Source organism: Hymenobacter cellulosilyticus (assembly GCF_022919215.1).
Classification (GTDB): Bacteria; Bacteroidota; Bacteroidia; order Cytophagales; family Hymenobacteraceae; genus Hymenobacter; species Hymenobacter cellulosilyticus.
The window spans coordinates 1,198,683-1,211,474 of record NZ_CP095046.1 but is presented as its reverse complement, the minus strand read 5'-3'; the positions used below and the strand labels follow the sequence as shown (position 1 = coordinate 1,211,474).

9 protein-coding genes and 1 pseudogene are annotated in these 12,792 nt (G+C 58.7%); 4 read left to right on the top strand and 6 right to left on the bottom strand.

Going from position 1 to position 12,792, the window contains the following annotated elements; genetic code table 11:
- The first annotated feature begins 50 nt into the window (after nucleotides 1-50).
- Nucleotides 51-1,052 carry a flotillin-like protein FloA gene (gene floA, locus MUN79_RS05985; protein ID WP_244676834.1) on the top strand — a complete coding sequence of 334 codons (1,002 nt, stop codon included), beginning with the start codon at nucleotides 51-53 and terminating at the stop codon, nucleotides 1,050-1,052.
- Between the two features lie 191 nt (nucleotides 1,053-1,243).
- Here the strand turns inward: floA and MUN79_RS05980 are convergent, their stop codons facing one another.
- Entirely contained in the window at nucleotides 1,244-3,286 is a 2,043-nt protein-coding gene (locus tag MUN79_RS05980; protein ID WP_511177064.1) for an OmpA family protein, read from the bottom strand.
- A gap of 283 nt (nucleotides 3,287-3,569) precedes the next feature.
- On the opposite strand from MUN79_RS05980, the gene MUN79_RS05975 reads away from it, so the two are divergent.
- A complete protein-coding gene (locus MUN79_RS05975) occupies nucleotides 3,570-5,549 on the top strand; it encodes a hypothetical protein (protein ID WP_244676832.1) in 1,980 nt (659 codons plus the stop codon).
- Between the two features lie 81 nt (nucleotides 5,550-5,630).
- Here MUN79_RS05975 and MUN79_RS05970 read toward each other — a convergent pair whose 3' ends face one another.
- The gene (locus tag MUN79_RS05970; protein ID WP_244676831.1) at nucleotides 5,631-6,455 is read right to left on the bottom strand and encodes a hypothetical protein; all 825 of its coding nucleotides are present in this window, start codon (nucleotides 6,453-6,455) and stop codon (nucleotides 5,631-5,633) included.
- 136 nt (nucleotides 6,456-6,591) lie between these two features.
- On the opposite strand from MUN79_RS05970, the pseudogene MUN79_RS05965 reads away from it, so the two are divergent.
- Together MUN79_RS05965 and chrA are read left to right on the top strand one after the other, a co-directional pair.
- Nucleotides 6,592-7,568: pseudogene (locus MUN79_RS05965) on the top strand (isopenicillin N synthase family dioxygenase).
- A 274-nt stretch (nucleotides 7,569-7,842) separates the two neighbouring features.
- Nucleotides 7,843-8,997: a chromate efflux transporter gene (gene chrA / locus MUN79_RS05960; protein ID WP_244676830.1), complete on the top strand. Its 1,155-nt coding sequence runs from the start codon at nucleotides 7,843-7,845 to the stop codon at nucleotides 8,995-8,997.
- Nucleotides 8,998-9,006: 9 nt separating this feature from the next.
- On the opposite strand, the gene MUN79_RS05955 is transcribed toward chrA, so the two are convergent.
- The 4 genes from MUN79_RS05955 to rfbB form a co-directional block, all read right to left on the bottom strand.
- Complete coding sequence (locus MUN79_RS05955; protein ID WP_244676829.1) at nucleotides 9,007-9,549, bottom strand: class IV adenylate cyclase; 543 nt, start codon at nucleotides 9,547-9,549, stop codon at nucleotides 9,007-9,009.
- Nucleotides 9,550-9,648: 99 nt separating this feature from the next.
- Nucleotides 9,649-10,527, bottom strand: a complete 879-nt coding sequence (gene rfbA, locus MUN79_RS05950; protein WP_244676828.1) for a glucose-1-phosphate thymidylyltransferase RfbA — start codon at nucleotides 10,525-10,527, stop codon at nucleotides 9,649-9,651.
- 78 nt (nucleotides 10,528-10,605) lie between these two features.
- Nucleotides 10,606-11,613, bottom strand: a complete 1,008-nt coding sequence (locus MUN79_RS05945) for an SDR family oxidoreductase (protein WP_244676827.1) — start codon at nucleotides 11,611-11,613, stop codon at nucleotides 10,606-10,608.
- 105 nt (nucleotides 11,614-11,718) lie between these two features.
- Nucleotides 11,719-12,771: a dTDP-glucose 4,6-dehydratase gene (rfbB, locus tag MUN79_RS05940; protein WP_244676826.1), complete on the bottom strand. Its 1,053-nt coding sequence runs from the start codon at nucleotides 12,769-12,771 to the stop codon at nucleotides 11,719-11,721.
- Between the last annotated feature and the right edge of the window lie 21 nt (nucleotides 12,772-12,792).

Sequence of the window (12,792 nt, the reverse complement as noted above, 5' to 3'; positions counted from 1 at the left end):
AAAAACCAGGAAAAAACTCGTAACTCGAACCTGGTCTAAGCCCACTAGGTATGAATGTGCCCTTCGCGCCCCTTATTATAGCCGCCATTGCGCTGCTGGTTTTCCTTTACTTCTTCCCCATCAGCCTCTGGATTACGGCCATTTTCTCCGGCGTCCGGGTGAGCCTGTTCCAGCTGGTGCTGATGCGGGTGCGCAAAGTCTCACCCACGCTCATCGTCAACTCCCTGATAACGGCCACCAAGGCGGGCCTGCACATCACCAGCAACGAGTTGGAAACCCACTTTCTGGCCGGCGGCAACGTGCCCAACGTTATTAAAGCCCTGATTTCGGCCGACAAGGCCAACATTCCGCTCGACTTCAAGCAGGCCACCGCCATTGATCTGGCCGGCCGCAACGTGTTTGAGGCCGTAACGACCTCCGTAAATCCCAAGGTTATCAACACGCCCAACGTGGCGGCCGTGTCGCAGGACGGGATTCAGCTGATCGTCATTGCCCGCGTAACGGTGCGAGCCAACATTACCCAACTGGTGGGCGGGGCCGGGGAAGAAACTATTCTGGCCCGCGTTGGGGAAGGCATCGTGACCAGCATTGGCTCGTCGGTGTCGCACAAGGAAGTACTCGAAAACCCCGACAAGATTTCCAAGCTCGTGCTCAGCAAAGGCCTTGATGCGGGTACGGCCTTCGAAATCCTATCTATTGATATTGCCGACATTGATATCGGAGAAAATATCGGCGCCAAGCTCCAGATTGACCAGGCCACGGCCGACCTGAAAGTGGCCGAAGCCAAGGCCGAGGAGCGCCGGGCCATGGCCGTGGCCGTAGAGCAGGAAAACCGGGCTAAAACCCAGGAAGCCAAAGCCCGCGTAGTCGACGCCGAAGCCGAGATTCCCAAAGCCATTGCCGACGCCTTCCGCTCCGGCAACCTGGGCGTAATGGACTACTACAAGATGCGCAACGTGCAGGCCGACACCGACATGCGCGACTCTATTGCCAACCCGGGCGGGCAGAACAGCAGCACCAAGCCCGGCCGCGACGAGTCCCGGTTAAGCTAGTGCAGTGCGTTATACAGCGTGCTGATTCCTAGCCTTTGCAAGCGGTAGAGAAGCCATCTGTCCGCTGCTAGCGCTTAAATCCCCTTTACCAAAAAGCCCTCAACCGTATTAACGATTGAGGGCTTTTCACTTTAGGAAGGTGACTGGGCTTTGCTCGCCCTGACACGAGAATTAGCTGATCAGTACCTGCTTTACTTCTTGGTAATCCGGAACTCTACCCGGCGGTTGAGCTTACGGGTGTCTTCCTGCTCGTTGCTGGCAATGGGTTTCTTGTCGCCAAAGCCCTCAGTGGTAATACGGTGCCCGCTGATGCCTTTCGACACCAGATACTTTTTTACCTCGTTTACCCGGTCCAGGCTGAGCTTCAGGTTCAGCGTTGGGTCGCCCTGGTTGTCGGTGTGGCCTTCCAGCTTGATTTCTACCGTGGGGTAATCCTTCAGAATACGCACCAGACGCATCAGTTCCGGATAGGAATTCTCGCGCAGGAAGTATTTGCTCTGGGCAAAAAAGATGTTGTTGAGCTTGATAGTCGAACCCACAGCGAAGGGCACCAGGAACAGGTCATGGTTGACCTCCGAGTAGTTCTGCCGGTCCGTCACGTCCAGGTTGTCACTTTCGGCCAGATAGTTCTCGGCTTCGGCACGGTAGCCGTAGTGCGCACCCGAAGGCAGTACGATGGTATAGGATCCGTCCACGGGGCTGGTTTCAGCCACCCCGATTTCCTCGCCGGTCAGCAGGTTCTCGTACTTGATGGTGGCGGCCACGGGCTTTTTGGTAGCCGCATCCAGCACCCGCCCGCGCACCAGCGTCACCACTTCGGGCTTGAACTGCGGGGTCAGGTTGATGCGAAAAATGTCGCGGGAGCCGCCCAGGCCATTGCGCGACGACACCAGATAAGCATCCTCACCGGCGGCCGACAAAGTGAAGTAGCCGTCGAAGTCGGGAGAGTTGATGTTGGGGCCCAGGTTACGGGGCTTCGACCAGTTGGTCCAGCTGTCATCCAGGCGCTTAGACGAGAAAATGTCGCTCTTGCCGTACCCACCCAGGCCTTCGGAGGCGAAGTACAGGGTTTTGCCGTCGGCAGCCAGAAAGGGCGCAAACTCGGCCTTTTTGGTATTGATGGAGGCGCCCAGGTTCTTGGGGCGGGTCCAGGTGCGGCCGTCTTCCTTTTTAAAGCTTACATACAGGTCCTGCGCGCCTTTGCCGTCCTTACGCTGCACGGCCATGAGCAGAAACTTGCCCGAGGTACTCAGGAAGTAGTCGACGTTTTCCTCATCGTCGTTGTAGAAATCCTCGATTTCGATTTTCACCGGCATGCCCCAGCCCGTTTTGGTGCGGCGCGAGATGCTGGCGCCCTTGGGGTCCAGCGTGCCGTCGGGGTTATACACGTTGATCAGCAGGGCCGTATTCCCGTCCGACGATACCGAGGCCAGACCGTTAGGACCAGGTGTGTTGATAGGGCCGCCAATGTTCTTGGCCTGGTTCCAGGTTTTCTTGGCGGCGTTAGCCAAGCTGCTGTACCACACGTCCTGCACGTCGTTGGCGCCGCCCACGTTCTGGGGGCTTTCCTGACGGGCAAAAAACAGGGTCTTACCGTCCGGCGCAATTACTGGGTGGGTATCTACATACTTGGAGTTGACGTTGGCGCCCAGGTTGACCATGGCCGAGTCGAACCGCACGCCCTCGGCCTGGGCCACAAACTCCTTCTTTACCATGGTTTCGGCCACGTCGGCAATGCCGATGGCGTCAATCTGGTTGACGCCTTCCACCGCCTTGGTATTCATGGACACGACTACGCCAACGGTGCGGTACGTAGCCGCCGGAAACGTGACGCTCAGAGAGCGAAAAGGCTCGGCCAAGGGACCCGGGCTCTTGTTTTCGTACACCTGGTGCCGGGTGCCGCGGGTATCGACCAACTCGATTTTGGTGATGGAGCCCGGATTGAAGTTTTCCACGACCGTCACCTGCTTGGCGATGATGGATTTGGTGTAGCGAACCTCGATAAACTCGTTGGACCCCTCCTTCTTGGGAATCCAGGCGTCGTTGTTGATTTGACCCAGGGGCTGAGCATTCGGCTCGCCCAACACTTTCTCGGGTGAGAAAGCCTCTTTCCCCTCCGCTTTCTGGGATGATACCTCTACTACTTTCGCTGCCCAAATGGCCCGCTGGGCTTGCGCCCAGCTTCCCACACCAACAATTAACCCGAGGGAAAGAACAAGTTTTCGAACAATCATAAGCTTAGATGGCAAAACGGAGGCCTGCGGGAGCGTCGGGCGCCAGATTCTCTAACTGGTCCGAACACTCAAGACGTCCTGAACAGCACAGATGTTTCGTAGCACCTGTCAGGTGAGCCAAAAATACACACTCCAATACTTATAAAGTTCGATTATTTGTCTAAAACCTAGAATTAGGCGTCGGTTGCAGCCCGTTTACCGATTAGCTAACTTACGCCATAGCGGTTGCCTTTGGCCGTCCTCTCCCATGCGCTGCCGTCGAGCCTACTTGTCTGCTGCCTGTTTGCTTCTGCTGCTGCTAACCGGATTCCTGGTGCAGCCCGCCGCGGCTCAGGCAATAGCGCCTGACAATACAGCTGCCGGCTCCGACTCCCTGCTGCTACTCTCGTTTCGGACCCGGCGTGTGGGCATCAGTACCTACTCCCAGCAAACCGACCTGCGGGGCCGCGCCCGCCTTACGCCCCGGCAGCTGCTCGACTACCGCCTGTTCAGCGACTGGATATACGACGACCGGGGCCAGCCGCCCTTCGTGCGGGAAGATTACGGGGCCAATCTGTTTCATACCGTTTCCCTACCGCAGGGCTGGCAAGTGGGGCAGCAGTTGCATTATGAGCAAAGCCGGGCCAATGCCACCCGCACTGGAGCCTGGCTGGCTCGCCTGGGCTATGAGCACCGCCTGCGGCTGACCACCCTTCTCGATACGCTTTCGACGGCCCACTACGTGCTCTTTGGCGGTGGGGCCTACGATGCCCGCAACGGCCGGCGCGACGCGGGCCCGTCCTACGGCCTGGAGGTCACCACCCTGATTTACCCCAGCAGCCAGGCCCGGCAGCCGGTGGCCGTCCGGCTGTTTGGAACCCGCTCCCACCTAGGCCCGCGTATCTGGCAGCGCACCTTGGCCGAGGGCTATTACGAACGTACGCTCGATGAATTTTCCAGCGGTTCGCTGCGGCTGGGCTACCGCTCCAATCGGGCCGAGGACTACGTGCCTAGCAACGTGCAGCGCATTCAGAGCGACACCATTTCGAGCCAGCTCAGCTGGGTGTACCAGCTGGGCGACAAAGTTGCTTTTCGCTCCGACAACCTGCTGGCCTTGCCCCGCCGGGCGTTTGCCTACCGCCAGCTCAGTGCCGAGTCGGATACGGTACAGAATATCGGCTATAATCAGAAGGAGCTCGATACCCGTCAGGAAGTACGCGTTAGGAGCAAAAAGCTGCAGTTTATGCTGCTCTTCAACTACCGGGAGCGGAACCGTAACTATTCCTTGGATAACAACCGCAACCTACCCGAAAGACGGTTTAGCGTTGCTACCGAGCGGGAGCAAATCAAGGATATTTCCGAGAAAACCACGCTGTGGCAGTCGGAGCTGACCTGGCTGCCGGTGCAGCGCCACTCGCTTACGCTGCTGGGCTCGGCCCAGCTGCTGCGCGTGGACACGCCCAGCCCGGCCAACACCCAGGACCGCGACGAAGCCCAGCACTCCCTGCGCCTGGTGTGGGTGGGGCGCTGGGCCGGAGCGTTTCGCACCTCGCTGGCGGCCGGGGCTGAGTACCGGCAGTTTGTTTTTATCCGGGCGGCCCTCAGCGCCGAGAACTACACCGACCGGCTGCTGCACTGGGAACCGTCGTTTACCTGGGCCCCGGGGCGCTTCAGCCTGAAGTCGACCTACCACCTCTGGGTAAGCTACCAGGTGCGCGACCGGCTGAGCGAACAGCTGAAAAACCGCGCCAGCCGGGTGCTGGAGCAGCAGCAGCACCTGGGTTACCAGTTTACGCCCCGCCTGCTGGCCTCCCTTGATTACGCCCGGCGCGAAAACCGCATTGGCCTGCTCAACTGGCCCGAGTTCAAGGAAAGCCCCCTGGACACGACCATCACCCACGACCTGGCCGCCGGCCTGCGCCACAGCTGGGGTGGGCAGCGGGGCAGCAGCAGCCTGCGCCTGGGCTACCGGTTTCTGGAGCAGCGCACCCACGGCCGGGCCGCCCTCATCGGGGCCGGCAGCACCACGCTTATCTACCTGCGCAGCCTTACGCGGCAGCAAGGTCCTGATGTGGCTTATGAGCGCCGCACCAACACGGGGTTCACGCTGGTAGCCAGCCTGTGGCTACAGCAGTTGCGCACATTTTACCGCTATACCGAGGGAACCGGCACCTATGTGGGCACTAGCTACACTCCCGAAGACCTGCAGCGCGACACCAAGAACCTCTACCCCTACTTTGAAGTGGCCCTGAGCTGGCGTCTGCGAGGCGGCCGGCGAAGCTGAACTAGCAAGGCCCAAAGAACAGCAAAAAGCCCGGCGGCGCAGGGCCGACGGGCTTTGTACTATACCGGAGTAGCTCGGGCGTTAGGGCTGCAGCGTAAAGTTGCGCGTCACCGAGTTGAACGGACCAGGAATCAGGTTGCCGCTGGCGTCTACCAGCTCCAGCTTGATGGTGTTCTGCCCGGCAGGCAAGCCTTCCATCATGTAAGGAGCCCACTGGTCGAGCATGAACTCGGTACCGTTGATGGTAGCGCGCACCCGGTTGCCGTCCGGAGACAGGGTCGTGTTTACCAGATAGAAGTCCAGCATCACCTTGGCCGCGTCTTTGCCGGAGTAGGTGTCCTTGGGGCGGCTGTAGAACAGGTGAGGAGCCTTCAGGTCGGCGTTCAGGGGCGTGGCGGTGGCGGCGTTGCCCACCGTCACTACCCGCAGATCATACGCGCCGCGGTGCTTGAGGCTTTCGTGGTAGGAGCGCGACAGGAACGAGAGCACCACGTGCTGCCCGTCGGCAATGGGTTTGGTAAATTCCGTGGTGTAGTGGGCCGTGTAGGGCTCATTATCCACGATATTATGAATATGCTGACCTTTTTCCGAGTTGGCCATTTCCTCCGAGTGCATGCCACCCGTCATCTTGGTAAGCTGGAAGTTGGTGATGTCGTAATCAAACGACACACTGCCGCTGGGTACGGCCGAGCCGGTTACCGGCGACTTGAGTTGCAGCTGCGCTTCGGGGTTTTTGGGCGAATCCGTAAATGGTGTCAAACGGAGGCCGTTTTTCTCCATGGAAGCCATATTGGTCACGCGCTCAGACGTCGCTTGTGTACCCGACTCTTGTTGTTGTTTGGCCGTGTCGCAGGCGGCCAGACCAAGCAGCATGGCGCTGCTCATTAGTAAAGCAGATGCTTTCATGAGGGAAATGGTGGAAGGATTAAAAAGACCACCGGACCGCTCGTCCGGCCGCGCCCCGACACCGGGACGACGAATGATTTTTTAAGTACCTTGCGCAATACGTAAGGTTTGCTCAAAAGTATATTGATTTTCCGCTATGGAAGAAAAATTGTTGGAAGAAATTCCCTCCCTCGACTTGGCCGATTTCCGTTCCGGTGACCCGGAGCGTAAGGCCCGCTTCGTGCAACAGCTCGGCGAAGCTTATCAGAATATCGGTTTTGTAGCCCTGAAAAACCACGGCCTTTCCGACGAACAGACCGCTGCTCTTTACAATGACGTAAAGGCCTTCTTCGCGTTGCCCGACGACGCCAAGCAACGCTACGAAAACCCCGAACTGGCTGGCCAGCGCGGCTATATCAGCAAAGGAAAAGAGCACGCCAAAGGCCGCAACACCGGCGACCTGAAGGAGTTTTTCCACGTGGGCCAGGAGGTCGATGACGAGAGTGACCCCATCGGCAAGGAGTACCCGGCCAACATCTGGCCGGCCGAAGTTCCGACCTTTCAAAAGAGCACTTTCACGACTTACCGCACCCTGGAAGCAGCCGGAAAAGACGTGCTGCGGGCCATTGCCTTGTACCTGAATTTGCCCGAAAATTATTTCGACGACAAAGTTCGGAACGGCAACAGCATCCTGCGCCCCATCCACTACTTCCCCATCGAAAACCCCGATGAGGTGCCCGCGGATGCCGTACGCGCCGCCGAGCACGGCGACATCAACCTGATTACGCTGCTCATGGGCGCCTCGGCCGACGGTCTGCAGGTGCTGCGCCGCGACGGGCACTGGATTCCGATTACGGCCCTACCCGACCAGATTGTGGTGAACGTGGGCGACATGCTGCAGCGCCTGACCAACGGCGTACTCAAGAGCACCATTCACCGCGTGGTAAACCCGCCCGCGAGAAAATGAACTCTTCCCGCTTCTCGGTGCCCTTCTTTATGCACCCCCGCTCGGAAATGAGCCTGGCAGCCCTGGAAAACTGCGTGACGCCCGACAACCCAAAGAAGGAAGCCGACATCACCGCTGGTGAATTCCTCAACGAGCGTCTGATTGAGCTGGGCCTCAAGAAGAAGTAAGCAGGAGTAGATTGGTAGCGGCCGGTTGTTGAAAGTGTGCTTTCTGGAATTATCCAGGTCATTCTTTCAGCAGCCGGCCGCTTTCTTTCTGGCTCCCAACGATTTGACGCGTATTTACCAAGCCCCTCCATTGCTTTTGCCCCGGCTTTCTGCGTCCTTGTCTGACCACTAAGTACCACGTTTTGGAAACGGAAGAAATTCAGCTCGCACCGCCGCCCGGGGTACTCGCGGTGCCCGCACCAAGCGGGTACGAGGAATCATTTTTCTGAAGGACGTGGCAGCCCTGGGACTTACGGCCTTTGGCGGCCCCCAGGCCCACATGGCCATGATGCTGCGGCTGCTGGTGGATAAGCGCCGCTACCTGACGGCTGCCGAGCTGCTGGAGCTTACGGCCCTGTGCCAGATCCTGCCCGGCCCCACCTCCACCCAAACCATTACGGCCATTGGCTACCGCCTGGGCGGGCCCAACCTGGCCTACCTTACGGTGCTAGTCTGGATGCTGCCGGCCGTGACGCTGATGACGCTGGCGGGCCTCACCATTTCCTACCTCGATAAAGACCAGGTAGCCCACCTGGTGCAGTACATTCAGCCAATTGCGGTAGGCTTTGTGGCATATTCGGCCTATAAGATTTCCGAGAAGGTCATTCACACCAAAACCTCCGTGGCCCTGATGGTGGCGGCATCTATGCTGGCTTACCGATTTCAGCTGCCCTCGGTGCTGCCGCTGCTGCTCATTGCGGGCGGCACGATTACCACCTTCCGCTACCGCAAAATGCCGGTGCTGGAAAAAAAGCAGCCTCTCAACATTGAATGGGCCAATTTCGCGCTGTGGCTGGCCGTGCTGGTAGGCGCGGCCGTGCTGGGCCACTACACCCGTTCCGACCATCGGATGCTGCCAGTGCGACTGTTTGAGAACTTCTACCGCAACGGCAGCCTGGTGTTTGGCGGCGGGCAGGTGCTGGCGCCCCTACTGTACGCCGAGTTCGTAGAGTTTAAGCACTACCTCACCACTCAGGAATTTCTTTCCGGGCTGGGGCTGGTGCAGGCCATGCCGGGACCCAATTTTTCGTTTGCCTCCTACATTGGGGCCCTAGCCATGCGGCAGGTCGGCGGGGGCATCGGCAGTCAGATCCTGGGCGCAGTCGTGGCCGCAGCGGGTATTTTCATGCCGGGCACCCTGCTCATCTTCTTTCTGATCCGCTTCTGGGACCAGCTCAAGCAGTACCGGGTGGTTAAGGCCTCCCTGGAGGGCATCAACGCCGTGTCGGCCGGCCTGGTGTGCGCCGCTACGTTTCTGCTGTATCACCCCTTGCCCGATACGCCCGTGAATCTGGCGTTGGTGGCCGTCACGTTTCTGGTGCTGCTCTGGGACAAGTTTCCCTCCTACGTAATCGTGCTGGCGGGCTTGTTGGCCGGCATCATCTTTTAGCAGCGCTTGTCAACGCTTAACGCGCTGCTTATCAATGATCCACAAACAGTTACTTTTTAAAGTAGCCCGTAGGCAATAGGTCCGCGGGGTCAATGCCCAGGCTGCGTAGCACCTCGTGGCAGCGGCTTCCAGCTCCGGAGCGGGTTTGGTGTTCGTGTGGTCAAACACTTCTATTTCCAGGAATTCGGTTTGGTCTGCCGTAGTATCAAGGTGAACTTTGACGTTGCCGAGCCGGTAAATCCGACGGCTCTTCTCTACAATTCCGACTACCTCATGCGCCGCATACAGGTCGGCAATTTGTTGGGCCGAAGGGTTCAGGTCGTACACGTACACGACTGTCTTCTCCGTAGCCCGGTCCGGTAGCCGCTCATAGTGGGTTATCAGGTTTTCAATCGTACCCTGCCGAAGTTTAAGCTTACCTTGGCTGACGAGAAAATACGTGTCGCGCTGCTCGTCCAGCCCGATGTAAGTAAAGCCGAGTGCCAGTAGCCGCTCCTCCACAAAGGCCCGGTCACGCAGGCGCGCTTTGAGCGTAAAATCCTGATAGGTCATGGGCTGCATCGGCATCGACTGACTATGGCGTGATTCCGCAAATGTAAAAGGCCCGCGCTAGAAGTAGCGCGGGCCTTTTCAATGCTGTAGGAGCAGCTTCTACTTTTCCAGCAGCAACGACTCGGGCAGGCTCATCAGGTAGTCGCCGTAGCCGCTCTTGCGCAGGGGCTCGGCAATGGCGCGCAGCTGGTCGGCAGTGATAAAGCCCTGGCGGTAAGCAATTTCCTCAATGGACCCCACTTTCAGACCCTGGCGCTGCTCAATGACGCGTACAAACTCGCCAGCCTGCATCAAGGACTCAAACGTGCCGGTGTCGAGCCAGGCGGTGCCGCGGCCCAGAATGCCAACTTTGAGCTTACCACGGCGCAGGTATTCCTGGTTGACGTCGGTAATTTCGTACTCGCCGCGGGGGCTGGGCTTCAGGTCCTTGGCAATCTGGATGACTTCGTTGTCGTAGAAATACAGACCCGGTACGGCATAGTTGCTTTTGGGCTGCTTAGGCTTTTCCTCAATGCTGAGGGCCTTTTTATTCTCGTCGAACTCCACCACGCCGTAGCGCTCGGGGTCCTGCACGTGGTAGGCATACACCACGCCGCCCTCGGGGCTACTGTTGCTCTTGAGCAGCTCTTCCAGGCCTTCGCCGTGGAAGATATTGTCGCCGAGCACCAGGGCCACCTTGTCGTCGCCGATGAAGTCGGCGCCGATAACGAAGGCCTGGGCCAGACCGTTGGGCACTTCCTGTACGGCATACTGGAAGTTGCAGCCCAGCTTCTGGCCGTCGCCCAGCAGGCGTTTGAACTGCTCCTGGTCGTGGGGCGTGGTGATGATGAGGATTTCGCGGATGCCTGCCATCATCAGAATCGACAGCGGATAATAAATCATCGGCTTGTCGTACACCGGCATGAGCTGCTTGCTGACGGCCAACGTGAGCGGGTGCAGGCGGGTGCCGGAGCCCCCGGCCAGAATAATGCCTTTCATCTGTGAGTTAGTGAGTTAGTGACTTTGTGGGCGTTTCGTGCGGCAGCGTGCAGCGGTTTTGCGAAGCAGGTAAGGCACCTAGTTTCGCTCGGCAATAAACGCCTGATTCTCTTTAAACCAAGCCAGGGTTTTCTGCAGGCCCTCCCGAATGCGGATCTGCGGGTCGTAGCCCAGCAGGTTGTTGGCCTTGCTGATATCGGCCAGAGAGTCGCGGATGTCGCCGGCACGGTCGGGGCCGTACTCGGGCGTGATGTCGGAGCCGGCCTCTTCCTTCAGGATGTTGAACAGGTCGTTGAGCGAGGTACGGTCGGCCACGGCCACGTTGTAGACCTGGTTTACCGCCTCCGGGTTCGAGGACAAAGCCGCCTTGATGTTGGCCTGCACGCAGTTTTCCACGAAGGTAAAGTCGCGGGTCTGCCCACCGTCGCCGTTCATGCGCGGGGGCTTGCCCTGCAGCACGGCATCGATGAAGAGCGGAATAACGGCTGCATACGCTCCGTTCGGGTCCTGACGGGGGCCGAAGATGTTGAAGTAGCGCAGCCCGATGATTTCCATGCCGTAGGTTTTGCCAAACACGTCGGCGTACAGCTCGTTGGCATACTTGGTCACGGCGTAGGGCGACAAAGGCTTGCCAATCCGGTCCTCTACCTTGGGCAGAGCTTTATGGTCGCCGTAGGTAGAGGACGAAGCCGCGTACACGAAACGCTTTACGTTGGCCTCCTTAGCACCCACGAGCATGTTCACGAAGCCGCCTACGTTCACGTCGTTGGAGGTAATCGGGTCATTGATGGAGCGGGGCACCGAGCCCAGAGCCGCCTGATGCAGCACCACGTCGACGCCCACACAGGCGTCGATGCAGGTTTGCCGGTCCCGGATGTCGCCTTCAAGAACCTCCAGCGCGGGGTTGCCGGCAAACAGGTTGAGGTTCTTGCGGAAGCCGTTGGAGAAGTTATCCAGGACCCGCACCTTTTTGGCGCCGTATTTCAGCAGGTATTCAACCAGGTTGGAGCCGATAAAGCCCGCGCCGCCCGTTACCAGGAAAGTCAGGTTATCGAGCGGCTGGTCGTGAAAAGGAGTTTCGTACATTCTGTTTAATGTGCTAATGTGCCAATGTGAGAAATGTGGAAATGAGTTGAGGCTATGGCCGAAAATGGCTTAGCACATCAGCGCATTTCCACATTAGCACATTAGTTATCGGTTGTACTGCTGCTGGTAGTACTGCTGGTAGGCCCCGCTGGTCACGTTGTTGAGCCACTCGGTGTTTTCCAGGTACCAGTCCACGGTTTGGGCCAGGCCCTGCTCGAAAGTCACGGAGGGCTTCCAGCCCAGCTCGTTCATGATCTTGCTCGAGTCGATGGCGTAACGCAGGTCGTGGCCGGCGCGGTCGGTTACGTAGGTGATGAGCTTGCGGGACGTGCCCTGCTCACGGCCGGTCTTCTCGTCAAGCACGTCGCAGAGTAGGTTGATGAGCTCAATGTTCTGCCACTCGTTTACCCCGCCGATGTTGTAGGTCTCGCCCACTTTGCCTTTGTGGAACACGGCATCAATGGCGGTGGCGTGGTCTTTCACAAACAGCCAGTCGCGCACGTTTTCGCCTTTGCCGTACACCGGCACGGGCTGCCCGTGCTGAATGCGGTGGATAGCCAGCGGAATAAGCTTTTCGGGGAAGTGGTTGGGGCCGTAGTTGTTTGAGCAGTTGCTCAGCTTTACCGGCATGTGGTAGGTGTGGTACCAGGCGCGCACAAAGTGGTCCGAAGCAGCTTTCGAGGCCGAATACGGCGAACGGGGATCGTAGGGCGTGTCCTCGGTAAACATCTCGGGACCCATTTCCAGGGAGCCGTACACTTCGTCGGTGCTCACGTGGTAGAAGGTTTTGCCTTCGTAGCCCAGGGGCTTCCACAGGTTTTTGGCGGCATTCAGCAAGTGCACCGTGCCCAGCACGTTGGTCTTCACGAAGGCCAGCGGATCGGTGATGCTGCGGTCCACGTGCGACTCGGCGGCAAGGTGAATTACGGCGTCGGGCTCCTCGGTAGCGAAGAGGTGGTCCACGAAAGCCTGGTCGGTAATGTCGCCTTTCACCAGACGGTAGTTGGGCTCATTCTCGATGTCGCGCAGGTTTTCCAGGTTGCCGGCGTAGGTCAAGGCATCCAGGTTCAGAATCTGATATTCCGGATACTTGGTGACGAACAGGCGCACCACGTGCGACCCAATGAAGCCGGCCCCGCCGGTGATGATGATTTTCATGATCGGTGAAATTGTAAAGTT

Excerpts from the sequence above, each read along its gene's own strand:
- floA (WP_244676834.1), top strand. The coding sequence starts at position 51 with ATGAATGTGCCCTTCGCGCCCCTTATTATAGCCGCCATTGCGCTGCTG.
- MUN79_RS05980 (WP_511177064.1), bottom strand. The coding sequence starts at position 3,286 with ATGATTGTTCGAAAACTTGTTCTTTCCCTCGGGTTAATTGTTGGTGTG.
- MUN79_RS05970 (WP_244676831.1), bottom strand. The coding sequence starts at position 6,455 with ATGAAAGCATCTGCTTTACTAATGAGCAGCGCCATGCTGCTTGGTCTG.
- MUN79_RS05955 (WP_244676829.1), bottom strand. The coding sequence starts at position 9,549 with ATGACCTATCAGGATTTTACGCTCAAAGCGCGCCTGCGTGACCGGGCC.
- rfbA (WP_244676828.1), bottom strand. The coding sequence starts at position 10,527 with ATGAAAGGCATTATTCTGGCCGGGGGCTCCGGCACCCGCCTGCACCCG.
- MUN79_RS05945 (WP_244676827.1), bottom strand. The coding sequence starts at position 11,613 with ATGTACGAAACTCCTTTTCACGACCAGCCGCTCGATAACCTGACTTTC.
- rfbB (WP_244676826.1), bottom strand. The coding sequence starts at position 12,771 with ATGAAAATCATCATCACCGGCGGGGCCGGCTTCATTGGGTCGCACGTG.